Origin of the sequence: Streptomyces sp. NPDC018964, from assembly GCF_044390325.1 — a bacterium.
Classification (GTDB): Bacteria; Actinomycetota; Actinomycetes; order Streptomycetales; family Streptomycetaceae; genus Streptomyces.
The window spans coordinates 280,568-300,533 of sequence record NZ_JBIRYZ010000008.1 but is presented as its reverse complement, the minus strand read 5'-3'; the positions used below and the strand labels follow the sequence as shown (position 1 = coordinate 300,533).

At 72.4% G+C, this 19,966-nt stretch carries 20 protein-coding genes; 9 read left to right on the top strand and 11 right to left on the bottom strand.

What is annotated here, in order from left to right; genetic code table 11:
• Window positions 1–65 precede the first annotated feature (65 nt).
• The 3 genes from ACH5AO_RS16615 to ACH5AO_RS16605 all read right to left on the bottom strand — a co-directional run bounded on the left by ACH5AO_RS16615 (window position 66) and on the right by ACH5AO_RS16605 (window position 3,834).
• The gene (locus ACH5AO_RS16615) at window positions 66–644 is read right to left on the bottom strand and encodes a TerD family protein (protein WP_398925120.1); all 579 of its coding nucleotides are present in this window, start codon (window positions 642–644) and stop codon (window positions 66–68) included.
• A gap of 135 nt (window positions 645–779) precedes the next feature.
• Window positions 780–2,930, bottom strand: coding sequence for an excinuclease ABC subunit UvrB (uvrB, locus tag ACH5AO_RS16610; RefSeq protein ID WP_398925118.1), 2,151 nt, complete (start codon window positions 2,928–2,930; stop codon window positions 780–782).
• 40 nt (window positions 2,931–2,970) lie between these two features.
• Window positions 2,971–3,834 (bottom strand): MHYT domain-containing protein, encoded by an 864-nt coding sequence (locus ACH5AO_RS16605; protein ID WP_398925116.1) that lies wholly within the window; start codon window positions 3,832–3,834, stop codon window positions 2,971–2,973.
• A 278-nt stretch (window positions 3,835–4,112) separates the two neighbouring features.
• Between ACH5AO_RS16605 and ACH5AO_RS16600 the strand changes: the two genes are divergently transcribed.
• Window positions 4,113–4,985, top strand: coding sequence for a glycerophosphodiester phosphodiesterase (locus ACH5AO_RS16600; RefSeq protein WP_398925114.1), 873 nt, complete (start codon window positions 4,113–4,115; stop codon window positions 4,983–4,985).
• Window positions 4,986–5,040: 55 nt separating this feature from the next.
• A complete protein-coding gene (locus tag ACH5AO_RS16595; protein ID WP_398925112.1) occupies window positions 5,041–5,595 on the top strand; it encodes a methylated-DNA--[protein]-cysteine S-methyltransferase in 555 nt (184 codons plus the stop codon).
• Window positions 5,596–5,717: 122 nt separating this feature from the next.
• On the opposite strand, the gene ACH5AO_RS16590 is transcribed toward ACH5AO_RS16595, so the two are convergent.
• Complete coding sequence (locus ACH5AO_RS16590) at window positions 5,718–6,146, bottom strand: VOC family protein (protein ID WP_398925110.1); 429 nt, start codon at window positions 6,144–6,146, stop codon at window positions 5,718–5,720.
• Between the two features lie 101 nt (window positions 6,147–6,247).
• Between ACH5AO_RS16590 and ACH5AO_RS16585 the strand changes: the two genes are divergently transcribed.
• The 3 genes from ACH5AO_RS16585 (at window position 6,248) to ACH5AO_RS16575 (ending at window position 9,365) form a co-directional block, all read left to right on the top strand.
• Window positions 6,248–7,159 (top strand): pseudouridine-5'-phosphate glycosidase, encoded by a 912-nt coding sequence (locus ACH5AO_RS16585; protein WP_398925108.1) that lies wholly within the window; start codon window positions 6,248–6,250, stop codon window positions 7,157–7,159.
• Window positions 7,141–8,073, top strand: a complete 933-nt coding sequence (locus ACH5AO_RS16580; RefSeq protein WP_398925251.1) for a carbohydrate kinase family protein — start codon at window positions 7,141–7,143, stop codon at window positions 8,071–8,073. Before ACH5AO_RS16585 ends, ACH5AO_RS16580 begins: the two co-directional genes overlap by 19 nt.
• Before the next feature lie 164 nt (window positions 8,074–8,237).
• Window positions 8,238–9,365: a magnesium and cobalt transport protein CorA gene (locus ACH5AO_RS16575; protein WP_398925106.1), complete on the top strand. Its 1,128-nt coding sequence runs from the start codon at window positions 8,238–8,240 to the stop codon at window positions 9,363–9,365.
• A gap of 79 nt (window positions 9,366–9,444) precedes the next feature.
• Here the strand turns inward: ACH5AO_RS16575 and ACH5AO_RS16570 are convergent, their stop codons facing one another.
• Window positions 9,445–10,077, bottom strand: a complete 633-nt coding sequence (locus ACH5AO_RS16570; protein ID WP_398925104.1) for a uridine kinase — start codon at window positions 10,075–10,077, stop codon at window positions 9,445–9,447.
• A gap of 214 nt (window positions 10,078–10,291) precedes the next feature.
• Between ACH5AO_RS16570 and ACH5AO_RS16565 the strand changes: the two genes are divergently transcribed.
• On the top strand, window positions 10,292–10,771 hold the full coding sequence (locus tag ACH5AO_RS16565; RefSeq protein WP_398925102.1) for a DUF1772 domain-containing protein: 480 nt from the start codon (window positions 10,292–10,294) through the stop codon (window positions 10,769–10,771).
• A 133-nt stretch (window positions 10,772–10,904) separates the two neighbouring features.
• Entirely contained in the window at window positions 10,905–12,395 is a 1,491-nt protein-coding gene (locus ACH5AO_RS16560) for a glutamate synthase subunit beta (RefSeq protein ID WP_398925100.1), read from the top strand.
• 348 nt (window positions 12,396–12,743) lie between these two features.
• Here the strand turns inward: ACH5AO_RS16560 and ACH5AO_RS16555 are convergent, their stop codons facing one another.
• From ACH5AO_RS16555 to ACH5AO_RS16545, 3 genes are all read right to left on the bottom strand, one after another.
• The gene (locus tag ACH5AO_RS16555) at window positions 12,744–13,547 is read right to left on the bottom strand and encodes an SAM-dependent methyltransferase (RefSeq protein WP_398925098.1); all 804 of its coding nucleotides are present in this window, start codon (window positions 13,545–13,547) and stop codon (window positions 12,744–12,746) included.
• A 91-nt stretch (window positions 13,548–13,638) separates the two neighbouring features.
• Window positions 13,639–13,923 (bottom strand): DUF397 domain-containing protein, encoded by a 285-nt coding sequence (locus tag ACH5AO_RS16550; RefSeq protein ID WP_398925096.1) that lies wholly within the window; start codon window positions 13,921–13,923, stop codon window positions 13,639–13,641.
• Window positions 13,924–14,784 carry a helix-turn-helix domain-containing protein gene (locus ACH5AO_RS16545; RefSeq protein WP_398925094.1) on the bottom strand — a complete coding sequence of 287 codons (861 nt, stop codon included), beginning with the start codon at window positions 14,782–14,784 and terminating at the stop codon, window positions 13,924–13,926.
• A 233-nt stretch (window positions 14,785–15,017) separates the two neighbouring features.
• On the opposite strand from ACH5AO_RS16545, the gene ACH5AO_RS16540 reads away from it, so the two are divergent.
• A complete protein-coding gene (locus ACH5AO_RS16540; RefSeq protein ID WP_398925092.1) occupies window positions 15,018–15,710 on the top strand; it encodes an ATP-binding protein in 693 nt (230 codons plus the stop codon).
• A complete protein-coding gene (locus ACH5AO_RS16535; RefSeq protein WP_398925090.1) occupies window positions 15,707–16,159 on the top strand; it encodes a hypothetical protein in 453 nt (150 codons plus the stop codon). Before ACH5AO_RS16540 ends, ACH5AO_RS16535 begins: the two co-directional genes overlap by 4 nt.
• A 30-nt stretch (window positions 16,160–16,189) precedes the next feature.
• On the opposite strand, the gene ACH5AO_RS16530 is transcribed toward ACH5AO_RS16535, so the two are convergent.
• From ACH5AO_RS16530 to ACH5AO_RS16520, 3 genes are all read right to left on the bottom strand, one after another.
• A complete protein-coding gene (locus ACH5AO_RS16530; RefSeq protein ID WP_398925088.1) occupies window positions 16,190–16,375 on the bottom strand; it encodes a hypothetical protein in 186 nt (61 codons plus the stop codon).
• A gap of 205 nt (window positions 16,376–16,580) precedes the next feature.
• A complete protein-coding gene (locus ACH5AO_RS16525) occupies window positions 16,581–17,945 on the bottom strand; it encodes an amidohydrolase (RefSeq protein ID WP_398925086.1) in 1,365 nt (454 codons plus the stop codon).
• A gap of 4 nt (window positions 17,946–17,949) precedes the next feature.
• Window positions 17,950–19,797, bottom strand: a complete 1,848-nt coding sequence (locus tag ACH5AO_RS16520; protein ID WP_398925084.1) for an FUSC family protein — start codon at window positions 19,795–19,797, stop codon at window positions 17,950–17,952.
• Window positions 19,798–19,966 lie beyond the last annotated feature (169 nt).

Genomic DNA, 19,966 nt, shown 5'->3' with positions numbered 1-19,966 from the left:
CGCCTTCGTCCCCCTGTGTCGCGTGTGATGTGTCGCGTGCCGTGTCCCGGCCTCGGGTGCGGTGCCTAGAGGACCGGCAGGATCGTCGGCATCAGGTCCTGGAAGGTGCGGCCGTTGGCCGGGTTGCCGAGGGCCGTCATCGTCCAGTTCGTGCCCGTGCGGTGCACCTTCGCCATGATCTGAGCCGTGTAGGCGCCACCGCCGGCCAGCGTGTAGCGGGCGAGCTCCTGGCCGTTGGTCTCGTCGACGAGGCGGCAGAACGCGTTCTGCACCTCCTGGAAGGTCTGGCCCGTGAAGGAGTTCACGGTGAAGACGATCTGGTCGATGTGGACCGGGACGCGCGCGAGGTCGACGAGGATGGCCTCGTCGTCGCCGCCCTGTCCGACACCGCCGACGAGGTTGTCACCGGTGTGGCGCACCGAGCCGTCGTCGCTCACGAGGTGGCGGAAGAAGACGACGTCGACCGGCTGCTTGTCCGCGAACAGGACGGCCGAGGCGTCCAGGTCGATCTCACGGGTGCGCGAGCCGAACAGGCCGCGACGGGGAGCCGCCTGCCAGCCGAGACCCATGCGCACCGCGGTCAGGCTGCCGCCGTCGTTCTTCTGCAGACTGATGGCCTGACCCTTGGTCATGTTGACGGTCACGCGCTGATTCCCCTCTCGAACTTCCCCTGTTGCCGCGCGGTCGCGGTTGACCAGAACACTACGCAGGGGCACTGACAGCGACGTACCCAGGACCGCACTTTGTGTCGTTCTTGCAACACATCGCGTACACGGCCGTCAGGACAGGCCGGCCTCCTGCATCTGCCGCAACTCCTTCTTCATCTCGGACACCTCGTCACGCAGCCGGGCCGCGATCTCGAACTGGAGGTCGGCCGCGGCGGCCCGCATCCGCGTGGTGAGTTCCTCGATCTGCTCGGCGAGTTCGGCGGCGGGGCGGTCGGTCGGCACGGTCTCGGCGGCCTTGCCCCTGGCGCCCTTGGCGCTCTTCGCGCCCTTGGCCGCCTTGGCGCCCAGGGAGGGCACGGGTGCCTTGGTGCCGCCGCCGTCCTTCTTGGTCTGGCGGTAGCCAGAGCCGAGCAGTTCCTCGGTGTCGATGTCCTCGCGGGCGATCTGGGCGACGATGTCGTTGATCTTCTTGCGCAGGGGCTGCGGGTCGATGCCGTTCGCCTTGTTGTACGCGACCTGCTTCTCCCGGCGGCGGTTGGTCTCGTCGATGGCCTTCTCCATCGCCGGGGTGATCTTGTCGGCGTACATGTGGACCTGGCCGGAGACGTTGCGCGCCGCGCGGCCGATGGTCTGGATCAGGGAGGTGCCCGAGCGCAGGAAACCCTCCTTGTCGGCGTCGAGGATGGCCACCAGGGACACCTCGGGCAGGTCGAGGCCCTCGCGCAGCAGGTTGATGCCGACGAGGACGTCGTACTCGCCGCTGCGCAGCTCCCGCAGCAGCTCGACCCGGCGCAGGGTGTCGACGTCGCTGTGCAGGTAGCGCACCTGGATGCCGAGTTCCAGGAAGTAGTCGGTGAGGTCCTCGGCCATCTTCTTGGTGAGCGTGGTGACCAGGACGCGCTCGTCCTTCTCCACGCGGGTGCGGATCTCGTGCACCAGGTCGTCGATCTGGCCCTCGGTGGGCTTGACCACGACCTCGGGGTCGACGAGGCCGGTGGGGCGGATGATCTGCTCGACGAATCCGTCCGCGCGGGAGAGCTCGTACTGGCCGGGGGTGGCCGACAGGTAGACGGCCTGCCCGATGCGCTCCTGGAACTCCTCCCACTTCAGCGGCCGGTTGTCCAGGGCGGAGGGGAGCCGGAAGCCGTGGTCGACGAGGGTGCGCTTGCGGGAGGCGTCGCCCTCGTACATGGCGCCGATCTGCGGGACCGTGACGTGCGACTCGTCGATGACGAGGAGGAAGTCGTCAGGGAAGTAGTCCAGCAGGGTGTTCGGCGGGGAGCCGGGAGAGCGGCCGTCGAAGTGCATCGAGTAGTTCTCCACACCGGAACAGGAGCCGATCTGGCGGAGCATCTCGATGTCGTACGTGGTGCGCATGCGCAGACGCTGGGCCTCCAGGAGCTTGCCCTGCTTCTCCAGCTCGGTCAGGCGCTCGCCGAGCTCCTTCTCGATGTCGCCCACCGCGCGCTCCAGGCGCTCGGGGCCCGCGACGTAGTGGGAGGCCGGGAAGACGTACAGCTGCTGGTCGTCACTGATGATCTCGCCGGTGAGCGGGTGGAGCGTGGACAGCGCCTCGATCTCGTCGCCGAACATCTCGATGCGCACGGCGAGCTCCTCGTAGACCGGGAAGATCTCGATGGTGTCGCCGCGGACGCGGAAGGTTCCGCGGGTGAAGGCCATGTCGTTGCGCGTGTACTGGATGTCCACGAAGCGGCGCAGCAGCTCGTCCCGGTCGAGCTCGTCGCCGACGCGGAGGGGGACCATGCGGTCCACGTACTCCTGCGGGGTGCCCAGGCCGTAGATGCAGGAGACGGAGGCGACCACGACGACGTCGCGGCGGGTGAGCAGCGAGTTGGTCGCGGAGTGGCGCAGCCGCTCGACCTCCTCGTTGATCGAGGAGTCCTTCTCGATGTAGGTGTCCGACTGCGGGACGTACGCCTCGGGCTGGTAGTAGTCGTAGTACGAGACGAAGTATTCGACGGCGTTGTTCGGCAGCAGCTCGCGGAACTCGTTGGCCAGCTGGGCGGCCAGGGTCTTGTTCGGCGCCATGACCAGGGTGGGGCGCTGGAGCTTCTCGATCATCCACGCGGTGGTGGCGGACTTTCCGGTGCCGGTCGCGCCGAGCAGGACGACGTCCTTCTCACCTGCTTGGATGCGCCGGGCGAGGTCGGCGATGGCCGCCGGCTGGTCACCGCTCGGCTGGTAGGGACTGACGACCTCGAAGGGCGCCACCGTGCGTTCGATCTGGGAAACGGGCCGCATGCCATCCACCGTACGGCCCCCCACTGACAACGGGTCCGGATCAGCGGCGCTGCGGGGTCCGGGAGCGGTGTTCCACGGGGCCGCGGGCCCGCAGCCGCGAGCGCGCCGGTGAGTGGTGGGCCGGGGAATGGGCGGGGACGCCGGGCTTGTGCTCGGCGGGGGGCGCGGCGGACCCGCCGGCCACCATCAGCGGATCGAAGACCACCACGACGCCCGCGAGGACGAGGAAGGCGAGCGGGCCGACCATCATCGGCCCGAGCAGGGCGGCCGCCGGCTCTCCCGCGGCGGGCTCGGCCGTGCCGTGGACGTGCACCTCGAGTGCGGCCATGCCGGTGTAGTGCATCCCGGTGACCGCGAGCCCCATGACGACGCTGGCGCCCACGCTCCACCGAAGGCCCCGCTCCCGTCCGGCCGCCCACAGGGCGGCGCTGGCGGCGACCATGGCGATGGCCACGGACGCGGCGACCGTGAGGACGTCGTACTCCAGGCGTCCGTCGAGGTTCATGCCGGCCATGCCGAGATAGTGCATCGAGGCGATGCCGAGGCCGGTGATGGTGCCCCCGGTGAACAGGGCCGTCCCGGAGGCGCCCTTGTAGCCGACGATGAAGATCCCGATGCCCACCATGACGACGGCGACGGCCAGGCTCGCGAATGTGATCAGCCGGTCGTAGTGGATCGGCGTGCCCGCGACGGTGAAGCCCGTCATCGCGACGAAGTGCATCGTCCATATGCCGGAGGCGATGGTCGCGGCCCCCAGCGCGAGCCAGCCGGGGCGCCAGGACCGGGACGCCCTGGCGGCCCTTGCGGTGCAGCGCAGGCCCAGGGCACCGCCGAGACCGGCCATGAGGAAGGCCACCAGCGGTGTGACCAGGCCGTAGCTGAATCCGTCGACCGTGCCCTGCATGCGCGGCTGCCCTTCCCGACCCGTGCGTACCGTGACGTCCCGATATACCCCCCTCCTGACGCCGTGACGGCGGCCAGGGATGACGCAGAGAGTATGACCCCACCGGAACGGTCGAACGACTTTCCGACAAAGAAACACGTCCTTGCCCCAGGTGTGTGGCATCAGTGTGCGGAATTCGGGCGACCCCGTTCAATCCGCGTCCATCCCGCACTCGCCCCGCGTCGACCCTCTGCTGCCACAGTTGAGCCGACCGTGACCGCTCGACGCGAGGAGTACCCATGCACGTACGCGCTGTCACCGCCTCGGCCGCCGCGTTCCTGAGCACCGCCGCCCTCCTGCTCCCGCTCTCCCCCGCGCGGGCCGCGGAAAGCTCCGCGCGGCCCCTGGTGACAGCCCACCGGGGCGCGTCCGCGTACGCGCCCGAGAACACCCTGGAGGCCGTCGACAAGGCCGCCGCGCTCGGCGTCGACCGGGTGGAGACCGACGTCCAGCGCACCAGGGACGGTGAACTCGTCGTCCTGCACGACGACAGCCTCCGGCGCACCACCGACGTCGAGGAGGTCTTCCCCGACCGGGCTCCGTGGAAGGTGAAGGACTTCACCGCCGCGGAGATCGCCCGGCTGGACGCGGGCAGCTGGTTCGGCTCCGCGTACGCGGGCGCGCGCGTACCGACGCTGGAGCAGTTCCTGCACCGCGTCGAGCGGCACCGCCAGAAGCTCCTGCTGGAGATCAAGAACCCTCAGCTGTATCCCGGCCTGGAGCGGCAGCTCGTCAAGGTGCTGGGCAACGAGGGCTGGCTGGACCGCCGGCACGTGCGGAACCGGCTGATCGTGCAGAGCTTCAGCGCGCGGAGCGTGCGGACGGTCCACGATCTGCGGCCCGCGGTGAAGACGGGCTTCCTCGGGACGCCGCCCGTGTCGGACCTGCCCGCGTACGTGGACTTCACCGACCAGATCAATCCCTCGCACGGCTCCCTCTCCGCCGATTACGTCGCCGCCGTGCACGCCCTCAAGGGGGCGCACGGCAAGCCGCTGGAGGTGTGCACCTGGACCGTGAACGACGCGGCCGCCGCCCGGCGGGTCGCCGGGTTCGGGGTCGACGGGATCATCACCGACACGCCTGACGTGGTGCGGGACGCGGTGCGCGGCTGAGGCGTCCGTCCGCGCTCCCGGGGCGTTGTCGGTGGCGGGCCGTACGGTGGTGCGCATGGACAGCCATGGGCAGTACGAGCAGCGGGTGGTGTGGGCCGTCGTCGGCACCGGCATCGGCCCGCTGCTGCTGGCCGCGACCCGCGAGGGCCTGGTCAACGTCGTGTTCCACGCCACCGAAGAGGTGCGCGCTGGTGCGCTGGAGCGGCTGGCGTCGCGGCTCGGTGCCGAGCCCGTCGAGGAGCCCGGCTCACCGCTGCTGACCGAGGCGATACGCCAGGTCGAGGCGTACTTCGCGGGTGAGCGGCGGGGCTTCGAGCTGCCGCTGGACTGGTCGCTGGTCTCGGGCTTCAACCGTGAGGTGCTGCGAGAGCTGGCCTCCGGGGTGCCGTTCGGTTCGGTCGTCGGGTACGGCGATCTGGCCCGGCGGGTCGGCCGGCCCGGCGCGGCCCAGGCCGTGGGCATGGCGATGGGCGCGAATCCGTTGCCGGTGGTCGTGCCGTGCCACCGGGTGGTGGAGAGCGACGGGGGCATCGGCGGGTTCGGCGGCGGCCTGGAGACCAAGCGCCGCCTCCTCGTCCTGGAGGGCGTCCTCCCCGAGCCGCTGTTCTGACGGCTCGGGGATCCGCTCGCGGCGCCCGCCGGGCGCCGTCGCGCCAGTCCGGTGCCCCGAGGTGCCTTTCGGGTGCGGGGCACCGGGGAGGCACGACGGCCCGCGGATCGCGGGGGCTCGGGTCAGTCGTAGTGGCGGGCCTCGAAGACGTTGCCGTCCGGGTCGCGGAAGTAGAAGCTGCGCTTGGCCGGGCCGCGCGCCCCGAAGGAGTCGCGCGAGACGTCCGACACCGGTACGGAGCTCTCCTCCAGGCGGTCGCGGAGGGTGTCGAAGGCGTCGGCCGGCAGGGACAGACAGACATGATTGACGGGATGCCCCGAGCTTTCGGCGGCACCGGGAACCATGCCCATGCGTTCCGCCTTCGCCCGCGGCATGAGATCGAGGATCGTCTCCTCGTTCACCCGCACCGAGGGGAACGGCGCCTCACCGGCGGAGTAGTCGGTGAGCCTGACGGGCTCCAGGCCCACGGCCTTCTCGTAGAAACCGGCGGCGGCGATGGGGTCGTCCACCCACAGGACGATGTGGTCGAGGCGAGTCGTGTTGTCCGTCATGGCTCCCAGCCTCCGCGACGTCCGTGACGGCACGCAAGGGGTTTGGTCCCGTTCCCGACCCGCCAGAGATGAGGGAGAACCGGCAGACAGGAGGCAGACGCGTGGTGCTCATGGTGTCCGAAGAGGTACGGGAGGCGATCGCCGCGGGTCGCCCGGTGGTGGCCCTGGAGTCCACGATCATCGCTCACGGACTGCCCCGGCCGCGCAATCTCCAGGTGGCGCTGGAGCTGGAGGCGGCCGTACGGCAGGAGGGCGCGGTACCGGCGACGATCGCCGTGCTGGACGGGCGGCCCCTGATCGGCCTGGGCGAGGAGCAGTTGGAGCGGGTCGCGGGCGAGGACGGCATCCGCAAGCTGGGCCATCGTGATCTGCCGCTCGCGGTGGCCACCGGGGCGAGCGGGGCGACCACGGTGTCGGCCACGGCTCTGCTGGCGGCTCTCGCGGGCATACGGGTCTTCGCGACCGGAGGCCTCGGCGGTGTGCACCGGCAGTGGACGGTGACCCAGGACGAGTCGGCCGATCTGGGTCTGCTGGCGCGGACGCGGATCACCGTGGTGTGCGCGGGCGTGAAGTCGATCCTGGACGTGCCCGCGACCCTGCAGCGGCTGGAGACACTGGGGGTGGCGGTCGCCGGATACGGCACGGACCGCTTCCCCGGCTTCTACCTGTCCGATTCGGGACATCCCGTGGACTGGCGGCTGGACACTCCGGCGCAGGTCGCGGAGGTCATGCGGGCGCAGGACTCGCTGGGCGGGCCCGAGTCGGCGCTGATCGTGGCCAACCCCGTCCCCGAGGCGGAGCAGTTGGATCCCGTGCTGCACGCGCGCGTGCTCGACGAGGCGCTGCACGCGTGCGAGGCGGAGGGCGTCACGGGTCAGGCGGTCACGCCGTTCCTGCTCGGCCACCTGGTCCGCCGCACCGACGGCGCGTCCCTCGCCGCGAACCTGGCGGCGGTCCGGGGCAACGTACGTCTGGCCGCGTGGGTCGCGGCGTCCTGGGCCGCCGGGGAGTGACGGACTCCGTGCGGGGCGGGGCGCTGCTGGTCGTCGGTGATGTGGTCACGGACGTGGTGGCCCGGCACCGGGAGCCGCTCGCACCGGGGACGGACACGGCGGCGGCGATCCGGACGCTGCCGGGCGGCGCGGGCGCCAATGTGGCCTGCTGGGCGGCGCGTCACGGTGGTACGGAGGTGCGGCTCCTCGGGCGGGTGGGCGAGGACGCGGCGGCCTGGCACGAGCGGGAGCTGACCGCCTGCGGGGTCCGCCCGCTTCTGGTCGTGGACGGACAGGCGCCGACGGGGACGGTGATCTGCCTGGTGGACGAGGGCGCGGCGGCCGAGCGGACGTTCCTCACCGACAGCGGCGCGTCACTGCGGCTGGACCCCGGTGACTGGTCGGACGCGTTGCTGGACGGGGTGGCGCGGCTGCACCTGTCGGGTTATCTGCTGTTCAGCGAGCCGGGCAGGGCTCTGGTCGCGGTGGCGTTGGAGGCGGCGCGGGCCCGTGGGGTGCCGGTGAGCCTGGATCCGGCGTCGGCGGGGTTCCTCGTGCGGCTGGGCGCCGACCGGTTCCTGTCTCTGGTCGAGGGGGTGGACGTCCTGCTGCCCAGCCGCGACGAGGCGTGCCTGCTCACGGGGGCGTCCGATGTCGCGGACGCCGCGGCGCGGCTGAGCCGGCACGTCCCGTTGGTGGTGGCCAAGCGGGGTGCCGGGGGCGCGCTGCTCGCCCGGTCCGGGGAGGTGTACGCCCGTGTCCCGGCCGTACCGGCGGTGCCCCGGGACACCACGGGCGCCGGTGACGCGTTCACGGGCGCGTTCCTGGCGGCCCTGCTCGCGGGTGCCGACCCGGAGAAGGCGGCCGAGGAGGGGTGCCGGGCGGGCGCGCAGGCGGTGGAACGCATAGGGGGCCGCCCGCCCGCGCCCGCCTGACGAACGGGTGTCACGAGGGGGTGAACTGCCCCTGTCCACAGGCGGGAACAAAGCGGAATGTTCCCTGCCCACAGCCTCGCACGCGACGCGTCCGGTGCTGGCAGACTGGCGCGGCAAGGCGCGGGAAGCAGGACGGCGCGGGGGAACCACGCAAGGAGAGCCGGATGTCCATGGCAGGGAATCTGCGGAAGGTCACGAACCTCGGCAGGGTCGGCGGACTGCGCCGGGTGGCGCGGCTGGCCCGGCGGCGGCCCCGTGTGGACCTGAGTCATCCGGCCCGGTCCCCGCTGGGCTCCTCGGTGGTGAACTGCGTGACGTACCAGGACGGTCACCGCACCGCCGCGCGTGGCGATCTGGTGGACGCGGTGCGGCAGGTCCGCAAGAACGGTGAAGGTTTCGTCTGGCTGGGGCTGCACGAGCCGACCGCCCGGGAGTTCGCCGGTATCGCGGAGCTGTTCGACCTGCACCCGCTGGCGGTGGAGGACGCGGTCGAGGCGCATCAGCGGCCCAAGCTGGAGCGGTACGGGGAGACGCTGTTCGCCGTGTTCAAGACGGTCTGCTACGTCGAGCACGAGGAACTCACCGCGAACAGCGAGGTGGTGGACACCGGCGAGATCATGGTGTTCCTCGGTGAGGACTTCGTGGTCACGGTGCGGCACGGCCGGCACGGCTCGCTGGGACCGCTGCGCGAAGGGCTGGAATCCGATCCCGAACAGCTCGCCAAGGGACCGTCCACGGTGCTGCACGCGATCGCGGACCATGTGGTCGACGACTACCTCACCGTCATCGACTCGGTGCAGGACGACATGGACCAGGTCGAGACGGACGTGTTCGCGGAGCACGGCGCGCGGGTCGATCCGGGCCGCATCTACCAGCTCAAGCGTGAACTCCTCGAGCTGAAGCGGGCGGTGGTGCCGTTGGGCCGGCCGTTGGAGGAGCTCGCCACCCGGCCGATCCGGGTGGTCGCCCCGGAGACACAGGCGTACTTCCGTGACGTCTCGGACCATCTGCTGCGGGCGAAGGAGCAGATAGCGGCCTTCGACGAGCTGCTGAACTCCATCCTCCAGGCGCATCTGGCGCAGGTCACGGTCGCGCAGAACGAGGACATGCGCAAGATCACCGCCTGGGCGGCGATCGTGGCGGTGCCGACGATGGTCTGCGGGATGTACGGCATGAACTTCGACCACATGCCGGAGCTGCACTGGCGGTACGGCTACGGCATGGTCATCGGGGTGATATCCGTGGCGTGTCTGCTGCTGTACCGGGCGTTCCGGCGCAGCCGCTGGCTTTGAGACCGGCCCTCGGGACTCCTTCCGCGGTCCTGGTGTCGTCGGTGCTCGCCGGACGGCCCGTGGGCGGCGCCCGGCTGTGTCAGCCCCGCCAGGCCGGATGGCGCGGGTCGTCGGCCCGTACCAGTACGTCTGCCGTGCCGGCGGGGTCGGTCTCCTGCTCGTAGCGCTCGAAGGCGGGGAGGGTCCAGTGCTCGGCCTCGGGAGTACGGCGGCGCAGGGCGCCCGGGGAGAGGAGGACGTGGACGCTCAGGTCGAAGGGGAACCAGTGGCGCAGCAGAAGGGGGCCGTGCAGCAACAGCACTCCGCCGGGCGGGAGTCGGACATAAGGGCTGCGGGTGGCGCGGTCGGTGACGGGGTCCCACAGGTCGGGCAGGACGCGTCCGCTCCCGCCGGGTTCCAGGGGGCCGAACACCTCTCGCCAGAGGGCACCGGTGTCGTACCAGCCGCCGTAGTAGGACTCCAGGTCCCGGTGGCCGTACTCGAGCCGGACGGAGGCGGGCCGCAGGAAGCCCTCGGTGCCGACGACCAGGGAGGGCCGGCCGCGTAGCCGCAGCGCCTCGGCGACCCGCTCGGCGAGATCCCCCGGACGTGCGGCGGGGGCGCCGTCGAGGGCGACCCGCGGCCAGGGTCCGCCGTCGGCCGTCTTCAGTTCCAGCAGGCGCTCGGCGAGGAGGTCGCCGAGCCGGTCCCAGGTGATCGCTTCGAGTCGCACACGGCCATGATGCGCCGACGGCCCGTCCGGCCGCGCGGGTCTCCCGGCGGACCGGGGTGCCCGGCGGACCGGGGTGCCCGGGGCGTCCGACGTCCCTGGACGTTCGCGCATGCGCCCGCGCTCCTGGGGCATGGCCGGGGTGCCGAGGGGCGCGTTCACTGATGGCGAGGGTGGTGGCCGGGAAGGGTCCCGGCCAGGAAACGGGGGTGACGACGTGATCGACGGGCCGTACTTCGCGCTGACGGTGCTGGGGGTGCTCGGGACCGGGCTGACGGCCGGGGTCTTCTGCGCCTTCTCGACGTTCGTGATGAGAGGGCTCGCGACGCTGCCGCCGGCGCAGGGGGTGGCCGCGATGCGGGCGGTCAACGTGCCCGCGGTGCGTCCGGCCTTCATGCTGCTGTTCCTCGGTACGGCGGTGCTGTGCGCGGTGGTCACGGTGGTGACGTTCGTGCTGTGGCCGGACGAGGGGGCGGTCGAGATGCTGGTGGGCGGTGTCCTGTATCTGGCGGGGTCGTCCGGGCTGACCGTGGTCGCGAACATACCGCGCAACGAGGCGCTGGCCCGGCTCGAACCGGACGGCCCGGAGGCGGTCGCGTACTGGCCGGTCTACGTGCGCGAGTGGACGGCGTGGAACCACGTCCGCGCGCTCGCCTCGGCCGGGGCGGCGGTGGCGTACCTCCTGGCCCTCGTCTGAGGAACTCGGCCGGCAAGCCCCGGAAAGCGCTGTCCCGGCGCTCTGCGGGGGCGGGTGAGCGGACGTATCGTGGCCCGAGGAGTGCCGCCCGACGACGCACGGCCTGTCACCCACGCACGCAAGGACCACGGCCATGGCCGATCCCAAGGGTTTCCTGACCACGCCCCGCGAGGAGTGGCCGCGCCGGCCCGTCGAGGAACGGGTCCGCGACTGGAACGAGGTGTACGTCCCGGGGGCGCTGCTGCCCATCGTCAGCGCGCAGGCCGACCGCTGCATGGACTGCGGTGTGCCGTTCTGCCACCAGGCCTGCCCGCTCGGCAATCTCATCCCCGAGTGGAACGACCTGGTCTCACGGGAGGACTGGCGGGCGGCGGCGGAGCGGTTGCACGCCACCAACAACTTCCCGGAGTTCACCGGCCGGTTGTGTCCGGCGCCCTGCGAGGCGGGCTGTGTGCTCGCCATCAACCAGCCGGCGGTCACCATCAAGAACGTCGAGTGTGCCATCGCCGACCGGGCCTGGGAGGAGGGTTTCGCGCCACCGGCGCCACCGGAGCGGCTCTCCGGCCGGACGGTCGCGGTCATCGGTTCGGGCCCGGCCGGGCTGGCCGCGGCCCAGCAGCTCACCCGGGCGGGGCACACGGTCGCCGTGTACGAGCGGGACGACCGGATCGGCGGGCTGATGCGGTACGGCATCCCCGAGTTCAAGATGGAGAAGCGGCATCTGGAGCGGCGGGTGGAGCAGATGCGGGCCGAGGGGACGAAGTTCCGTACGTCCACGACGGTCGGGCGCGATGTGGACGCGGCGGAGCTGCGGGCGCGGTACGACGCGGTGGTGATCGCGACGGGGGCGACGGCGTGGCGGGAGCTCGCCGTGCCGGGGCGCGAACTGGCGGGGATCCACCAGGCGATGGAGTACCTGCCGCTCGCGAACCGGGTGTGCGAGGGGGATCTGGAGTCGTCACCGCTGTCGGCCGCGGGCCGGCATGTCGTCATCGTCGGTGGCGGTGACACGGGGGCGGACTGTCTGGGTACGGCGGTGCGGGAGGGGGCCGCGTCGGTCACCCAGCTCGACATCTATGCCCGGCCGGGCTCCGAGCGCGACGAGGACGCCGAGCCGTGGCCGACGTACCCGAGGCTGTACCGGCTGTCCGCGGCGCACGAGGAGGCCGGTGAGTTGCGGACGGCGCCGGCGGCGGACGCGGACGCGCGGCTGTTCGCGGCGTCCACGCTGCGCTTCACCGGTGACGGGGGCGGGCGGGTGTGTGCGCTGCACCTGGTCGAGGTGGACGCCGGGCGCCGGACCGTGCCGGGCACGGAGCGGGTGCTGCCGGCGGATCTCGTTCTGCTCGCGCTCGGGTTCTCCGGGCCGGACCGGGGGGACGGGCTCGTCGACCGGTTGGGAGTGGAGCTGTCGCCTCGTGGCACGGTCGCGCGGGATGCGTGCTTCGCCACGAACGTGCCGGGTGTCTTCGCTGCCGGGGATGCCGCTCGCGGCCAGTCCCTGATCGTGTGGGCCATCGCCGAGGGGCGGGCGGTCGCGGCGGCGGTCGACGGCTATCTGACCGGTGCGTCCAGCCGTCTGCCGGCACCGATCGCTCCGGACGATCGTCCGATGCGGGTGTGATCCCGCGCTGCCCGGTGCCGGTGGGGCCGGCGCTTGCGGGGTGCGCCACGTCGGCGGGGGTGGGGGTCGCGCGGCCCGGTGCTTGCCGGGGTGCCTCTCCCGTTCCCGGCTTCGCTTGAGCGGGGAGGCTCCCATGAGCGGAAGGTACCCCACCGCCCGCCCACGCCCATCACCCCGGGGCACCTCCCAGGCCCTTGGAACACGGAGGGAGGCACGGCTGCCCGCGGGAGCGGCGCACGCGACGACGGCCCGCCGTGGGGTACGGCGGGCCGCCGTGGGGTACGGCGGGCCGCCGCCGGTGGAGTGGTGCCGGAACGAAGGACCCGTGGTCCCACCACTCCAGCCGGGTCACGACTTGCGGGCCACCGCGCCGTAGCCCGGAATGACGCCGTCGTCCTGGCCCGGGACCGGGTCGCCCAGTTCCGGATGCCACTGGTGGGGGACCTGGACGCCGGGGTCGATCAGGTCCAGGCCGTCGAAGAAGCGGGTGAACTCCTCGCGGGAGCGGAGCGCCAGGGTGACGCCCGCCGCCTTGAGCTTGTCCGTGGCCGCCTTCGACTCCTCCGGGGTGAAGTCGGACGTCGCGTGGGTGACGACCAGGTAGCTGCCCGGGGGCAGCGCGCCCAGCAGTCGCCCGACCAGTTCGTGCGCCCCGTCCTCGTCGGAGACGAAGTGCAGCAGCGCGATGAGCGACAGCGCGATCGGCTGGTCGAAGTCGAGGATCTTCCGCGCACCCTCCAGGATGGTGTCCGGTTCGCGCACATCGGCCTGGAGGTACTCGGTCACCCCCTCGTCCGTGCCGCGCAGCAGGGCCGCCGCGTGGGCGAGCACGATGGGGTCGTTGTCGCAGTACACGACGCGGGCGTCGGGCACGACCTGCTGAGCCACCTGGTGCAGGTTGGGCTCGGTCGGGATGCCGGTGCCGACGTCGAGGAACTGCCGTACCCCCTGTCCGGCCAGCCAGCGCGTGGCCCGCTGCATGAACGCGCGGTTCACCCGCGCCATCACCGGCACCCGGGGGTCGAGGGCCAGCATCTGCTTGCCCATGGCCTCGTCGACCGGGTAGTTGTCCTTGCCTCCGAGATACCAGTCGTACATCCGCGCGGGGTGCGGCCTGCTCGTGTCGATCTCCACGGGGTGCTGCCCGGTCATGAGGGACTCCATAAGTCTCTGCAATTGTTAGTGATCAAGTCGGTGCCACGTTCAGAAGGGGGAAACAAAAAGGTGGAGCGGGCAACAGGGCTCAGGACAGCAGGAAATCCGCCTCTCCCGCCTTCGCTCCCTCGATGAAGGCCGTCATCTCGGCGGAGGTGTAGATGAGTGCCGGCCCGTCCGGGTCGGTGGACTGGCGTACGGCGATCCGGCCGTCCTCGAGCTTCATCGCCTCCAGGCAGTTGCCTCCGTTGCCGCCGCTCCACGGCTTGTGCCAGCCCTCGCTGCCCAGTTCCCGCGCGGGCATGCCGTTGTAGATCCTTCCGGTGCGCGCCCGTGGGCGGGGCGGGGACTTCAGGGGCTTGATGAGTTCCATTCACAGCTCCTTGCGGAGATCCCGGAGGATCTCCTTCGTGCGATGTGCCGTAGCGGCCTGCGCCGCCATGCGGTCCATGACCTCGAGGTGGGTCGCCACCTCTTCGCGCGCGTCCAGGTAGACGGCGCCGGTCAGGTACTCGCTGTAGACCATGTCCGGAAGTTCGGGCATGGCGAATCGGAACAGCACGAACGGCCCGTACGTGCCGGGATGGGGCCCGCCGGCGAACGTCGCGATCTGCAGCGTCACATTGGACAGCTTCGTGGCCTCGAGCAACTTGTCGATCTGCGCACGCATCACCTCCGGGCCGCCGACCGGGCGGCGGAGCGCGGTCTCGTCCATCACGACCCACACCCGGGGCGCGTCCTCGCGGGTGAGCAGTTCCTGCCGTTGCATGCGCAGGTCGACGTGGCGCTCCATGTCCTCGGGCCGGGTCTGCCCGACGGCCCCGGAGCGCAGCACGCCGCGCGCGTAGTCCTCGGTCTGGAGCAGTCCGGGGACGAAGTGGGGTTCGTAGCTGCGGATGAGGGAGGCCGCGCCCTCCAGGCTGACGTACATCGAGAACCAGCCGGGCAGGATGTCGTGGAAGCGCTGCCACCAGCCGGGCCGGTTGGCGTCCTCCGCCAGCTGCACGAAGGCGTCGGCCTCCTCGTCGGAGACGCCGTACGCCTTCAGCAGGAGCTGGAGGTAGGGGATCTTGAGCGCGACCTCGGCCATCTCCATGCGGCGGACGGTGGCGGGCGCGACGCGGAGGACGCGGGCCGCCTCCTCACGCTTGAGCCCCGCGCGTTCCCGCAGGTCCAGCAGGCGCCGGCCGAGGACGACCTGCCCCACCGTCGGCGCGGACCGGGGTTCGCTCACGCTCCACCTCCCTCGGACACGACTCGAACAAAAGCTGACAGCCCGGCGGCGCCACTCGAAGACCGCCCGAAGACCCGTTCTGCCCGAACTCACATCCGGACAAATCTTCGGTGATTCCAACTGGCGCCGCGCGGGGTGCTGTTGTGAGCAGTGTGCCACGCCCGTCCAGACCGTCACACCACACTCTGCATTTTTCAGAGTGACACTTGCCAAGTGTTCACGGCGGGGCGATAGTGGCAAGCGTGATTCCGTCCGCGCCCTTAGGAACAGACGCCGCCGCAAGGTCCATCGGCCTCGGCGCCGCCTCGGAAGCCGCCCCCTCGGGGTCCGCCGCCGAGCGCCGGTTCCGTTTCGAACTGGCCGCTCATCCGGGTTCCCCGGCTCAGGCCAGACGCCTGACGAGGGCACGGCTGACCGGCTGGTCGGTGTGCGAGGACACCTGTGACACCGCGGCTCTCGTCGTCTCCGAACTGGTCACCAACGCCATCGTGCACACGGCGAGCAGCCATGTGGTCTGCGAGCTGCACGACGGTGGCGAGCTGGTGCGCATAGCCGTGCGCGACGAGGGGTGCGCGCCGGGCCAGCCGCGTGCGAACCCCCGGCAGTGCCCGGAGGACGAGCACGGCAGGGGACTGCTCCTCGTCGACGCCCTGTGTCACTCGTGGGGCGCGCACGAGAACGGACCCGGACTGCTGGTCTGGGCCGACCTCCCCCGCACGGCGGACACCGGTGACACCGGACACGGTCCCGCGGAGCCCACCGGCGACCTGGGCTGGGGCGCCCGTCCGAAGCCGGGCCCGCCCGGCACCCCGGACGACGACACCGGCAACGAACCGGACCAGTCCCACGGCCCGGCGGAGAACCGGACCCACGCCCCGTCGCTCCCCCCGCACCAGCGTGTCCCCCACCCCCGGGGCCGGGCGTGACGGGCACACCCGGCATCCGCGCACTGAACCTGGACTCGCTGGTGCGGATCCAGCGCGGACGGCACACCCCCGCCGCCCCCCGCCGGCTCCCGGTCCCCGACGGCATGACCGCTCCCATGGGCTGCGACGCCGTGGCGGTACCGGCGCGCCTCGGCCCGCTGGTGATGCCCCGGCTGCCCCGTGTGGGCTGCGTGTACGCCGACGAGGCGCACTGGTGGTGGCTGGTCCCGTCCGATTCCGACTACGCCCTGGAGTGGCCGGCCCCCGCCCGGTACGCCACCGGCGCGGTCCTTCCCGGCCCCTCGGACGCCCCCGGCGCCCGGGACCTCCCCGGGCTGATCCACCGTCCCGCCGGCACGCTCCCCTACACGCCGCCGATACCGCTCTATCTCGCCCTGTGCCGTCTGACGGGCACGACCCCCACCTGGTCACGCCCCGTCACCGCGTAGCCGCGCACCCCCCGGACACCCCCGGCCCCGCTACGCCGCGGCGTCACCGCCTCCGCCGTCCCCCCGGACGATCACCAGGAACATGTCGGTCGCGAGGTCCATGACAACCTCGGCGGGCAGACCCTCCAGGCGGCGCGCGTGGGCGAACTCCTCCGCCGGCCATGAGCCACGCGGTCCACCTGCGGGAAAGCGTTCGAGCACGGTTCGCCCGTTCACCCTGCCACCTCCATGCTGCGTTGTACTCGTATGAGTTAAACGCCAACCATGGGGTGAACGCCTCGCCCGGTGACGGTACTGAGACGTAGTTGACACCCGTTCACCGCCAAGTGTGACCGGACTCTCAGCCGATCGCACCAAACGGCTACTTTCCGTGCCGGCCGCCGTACCGATCGTGCCAGGTGTCGTCGCCGTGCCCGCCGTGTCAGGTGTCGTACTCCTGGATCCGCCGCCCGTGGCTGCGGTCGACCAGCGCGGGCAGCCGCTCCCCCAGCTCCCGCACCACTTCGGGCACGTCGATGGTGAGCAGCTCCCGGTCACGCATCAGCACCCGGCCGTCGACGATCGTCGTACGGACGTCGGCGGCGCGGGCGCTGTGCACCAGGGTCGCGGCGAGGTCGTGCACGGGCTGGGTGTGCGGGCCGGTGAGGTCGACGAGGACGAGGTCGGCGCGGCGGCCCGGCGCGATGCTCCCGACGCTCTCGCCGAGGCCGACCGCGCGGGCGCTCTGCAGGGTGGCGTGGTGGAGGGCCTGCCGTGAGGTCAGCCACCGGGGGTCGCCCTCGGTGGACTTCTGGATCAGGGAGGTGAGCGCCATCGACTCCCACACGTCGAGCGAGTTGTTGGAGGCGGCGCCGTCGGTGGCGAGTCCGACCGGGACGCCGATGTCGCGCAGGGCGCGCACGGGTGTGGTGCGGGGCCAGGCGAACTTGAGGTAGCCGCGGGGCGCGGTGGCCACGGCCGTACGGCCGTCCGCGCGCTCCAGCAGGGGCAGGTCGCCGTCGACGATGCCGGTGCCGTGGGCGATGAGCACGTCGATGTCGAGGATGCCGGTGCGGTGCAGGACCTCGACGGGGGTGACGCCGTGCCGGGCGAGGCTGGCCTCGGTCTGGTCGCGGTTCTCGGCGGCGTGCAGGTGCACGGGCAGCCCGTGCTCGTGCGCCAGCCGCGCGGTGGCGGCGAGGTCGGTGTCGTCGACGGTGTAGGGGGCGTGCGGGGCGAGGGCGGTGGTGATGCGGCCGTCGGCGGCCCCCCGGTGCCGCAGCGCGAACGCCAGCGACCGCTCCCGCCCCTCGGCCCCCTGCGAGGAGAAGTACGTCTCCCCCAGCAGCGCCCGCATCCCGCACCCGGCGACCACGGCGGCGACCGCGTCCATGGCGAAGTAGTGGTCGGCGAAGCAGGTGACGCCGCCGCGGATCATCTCGGCGCAGGCGAGCAGCGCGCCCAGTTCGACGTCCCGCCCGGTGAGGTTGGACTCGACCGGCCAGATGACGTCGTTGAACCACTCCCCGGTCGGCAGGTCCTCGGCGAGACCACGCAGGGCGGCCATCGGGGCGTGGGTGTGGCAGTTGATCAGTCCGGGCAGGGCGACCTGCCCCCGCGCGTCGATCCGCTCGCGGGCCGTCCGCCCCTGCGCCGCCTGCGCGCTCGTCACCTCCTCCACGGTCCCGTCGCGCACGACGACGGCCGCGTCCTGCGTGAATCCGATCCGTTCCCGGTCGTCGTGCGTGAGGACGGTGCACCCGGTGATGACGAGGTCGGCCGGGCTCTCCGTGGCAGCGGGCGTCATCCCGTCAACGTACGACGCGGTCGTGGCCCGGCGTGAGCCGAACCGCCACATCGCCCCGACTTCCCAGGCGGTCCGCGAGCTCGGTCAGCCGCCGGACGTGCAGGGGGTCGAGGCGGCCGGTGTCGTCGAGGTGGACGGCGCCGGCGGTGACGGTGTCGACGAGGAGTTCGAGGGTGGCGGCGGTCTCGTCGGTGCCGTCGGCGTGCCGGGCGAGCGGGGGGAGTTCGGCGGAGGCGAGGGCGATGGCGGCGCGGGCCTCGGCAAGGGTGCGGTAGGCCTCGCGGCGCAGCGCCCAGCGGCCGGCGCGGTCGTCGGACTCGCCGAGCACGTGGTCGAGGTACGCCTGGGCGGCGCCGGCCGCTTCGGTGAGCCGGGAGCGGATGGCGTCGCCGCGCCGTCCCGGCGTCGGGAGGTGTCCCACGAGGAGTACGACGGCGCAGGCCAGCAGGGTCTCGGCGATGCGGCCGAGGGAGGCCTGGGGTTCGCCGCCGGCCATCACCAGGGCGAGGACGAGCACGGTGACGACGGTGGTCTGCGCGGCGAAGTGCCGGGCGGCGACGGGGATCAGCGCGCCGCTGGCCGCGACCAGCGCGACGAGTCCCTCCGGGCGGGGCAGGACGGCCGCGAACCCGGCGAACAGGAGCGCCCCGAGGAGGGTTCCGGCGGCCCGGGACAGGACGCGGGAGGCGAGCGGCCCCAGGTCGGGTTTGACGAGGAAGACGGCGGTGGCGGGCAGCCAGTACCAGTGTTCGTGCGGCCCGTACCAGCGGGTGTGGTGGAGGGCCTGGGCGAGGGCGGCGCTCACCCCGAAACAGAGGGCGACCCGCAGCCCGTACTCCCGGCCCCGGACGCCGAGGACGGTCCGCACCCCGGCGGTCCGGGAGCGCCTGCGGCTGTGCAGGTCGCCGCCGTCGCCCCGGTCGAAGGCCTCGGCGGCGCGCAGCAGGGCGTCGTCGAGGGCGCGCAGGGCGGGGACGGTGCGGGAGGGGGCGGGCAGCGGGCCGGTGGGAGTGCTGTCCCGTACGGCGGCGGCGAGGCGCCGGGGTCCTTCGGAGGCGCGGGGTGGTACGGGCTCCCCGGCCCAGGCCAGCGCGGTGGCGGCCTCGGCGAGCGGGAGGGCGGCGGCGTACTGGGCGTGCAGCCGGCGTTCGGCGGCGGAGGAGGCGTAGCGCCGCAGCCGGGGGCCGGCGAGCGCGTCCTGCGCGTGGTCGAGCGCGGCGGTGAGCGCGGCCCGCCGCGCGGTGGCGGTGTCCGTCCCGGTGGCGTCGAGCAGGTCGGCGACGGCGGCGTAGACCCCGGCGACGGCGTTCCGTTCCCCGTCGAACCGGAAGCCCCCGGCGAGGGAGCCGGGCGTGGGCAGCGCGAGCCGCAGCAGGAGCAGCCACCCCGCGCCGGCGAGGAAGGCGAGCGCCCGCTGCCAGCCCGGTTCGGGCAGTGGCATCCCGGCGCCGACGGCGGCGCCGACCAGCAGTTGCGTACCGACGGAGGACCCGACGGGCCCCAGCGCGCTGACCGCGCCGGCGACGAGACCGAGCCCGGTCAGCAGCAGGGTCAGCAGGACGGCGGAGACGTGGTCCCCGGCGTACGTCCCCGCGGCCAGCCCGGTCGCCCCCGCGAGCGCGGGCCCGCCGATGCGTCCGACGGAGGCGCGACGGCTGCCCGGCCGGTCGTTGATGCCGGCGAACATGGCGCCGATGGCGGCGACGACCCCGAGCGTGGGCCGCCCGGCGAGGACGGCGGTGAGCAGCAGCGGCCCGCCGCCCAGCGCGCCGCGCGCGACGGCGCTCCACGGGACCGGTCCGCGCTGGGCGCGCAGGGCGTGGGCCAGCCACGGGGGTACGGCACGGGTCACGGGGCTCCAGTCGGTCGCATCGGAAACGGGACGGGCTCGCGGGCGACGGTGACCGGGCGGGAGGAAGCGTGCCCTCCACGGTAGTCGGCGTTCTTGGAGGGAGGCGAACGGCCGTGTTTCCGGGAGGTGACGATGCGGACGGAAGGCACGTGCTCCATGGACAAGGCGC

Coding starts and splice junctions, on each gene's coding strand:
- uvrB (WP_398925118.1), bottom strand. CDS start 2,930: ATGCGGCCCGTTTCCCAGATCGAACGCACGGTGGCGCCCTTCGAGGTC.
- ACH5AO_RS16605 (WP_398925116.1), bottom strand. CDS start 3,834: ATGCAGGGCACGGTCGACGGATTCAGCTACGGCCTGGTCACACCGCTG.
- ACH5AO_RS16600 (WP_398925114.1), top strand. CDS start 4,113: ATGCACGTACGCGCTGTCACCGCCTCGGCCGCCGCGTTCCTGAGCACC.
- ACH5AO_RS16595 (WP_398925112.1), top strand. CDS start 5,041: ATGGACAGCCATGGGCAGTACGAGCAGCGGGTGGTGTGGGCCGTCGTC.
- ACH5AO_RS16590 (WP_398925110.1), bottom strand. CDS start 6,146: ATGACGGACAACACGACTCGCCTCGACCACATCGTCCTGTGGGTGGAC.
- ACH5AO_RS16575 (WP_398925106.1), top strand. CDS start 8,238: ATGTCCATGGCAGGGAATCTGCGGAAGGTCACGAACCTCGGCAGGGTC.
- ACH5AO_RS16560 (WP_398925100.1), top strand. CDS start 10,905: ATGGCCGATCCCAAGGGTTTCCTGACCACGCCCCGCGAGGAGTGGCCG.
- ACH5AO_RS16555 (WP_398925098.1), bottom strand. CDS start 13,547: ATGACCGGGCAGCACCCCGTGGAGATCGACACGAGCAGGCCGCACCCC.
- ACH5AO_RS16550 (WP_398925096.1), bottom strand. CDS start 13,923: ATGGAACTCATCAAGCCCCTGAAGTCCCCGCCCCGCCCACGGGCGCGC.
- ACH5AO_RS16525 (WP_398925086.1), bottom strand. CDS start 17,945: ATGACGCCCGCTGCCACGGAGAGCCCGGCCGACCTCGTCATCACCGGG.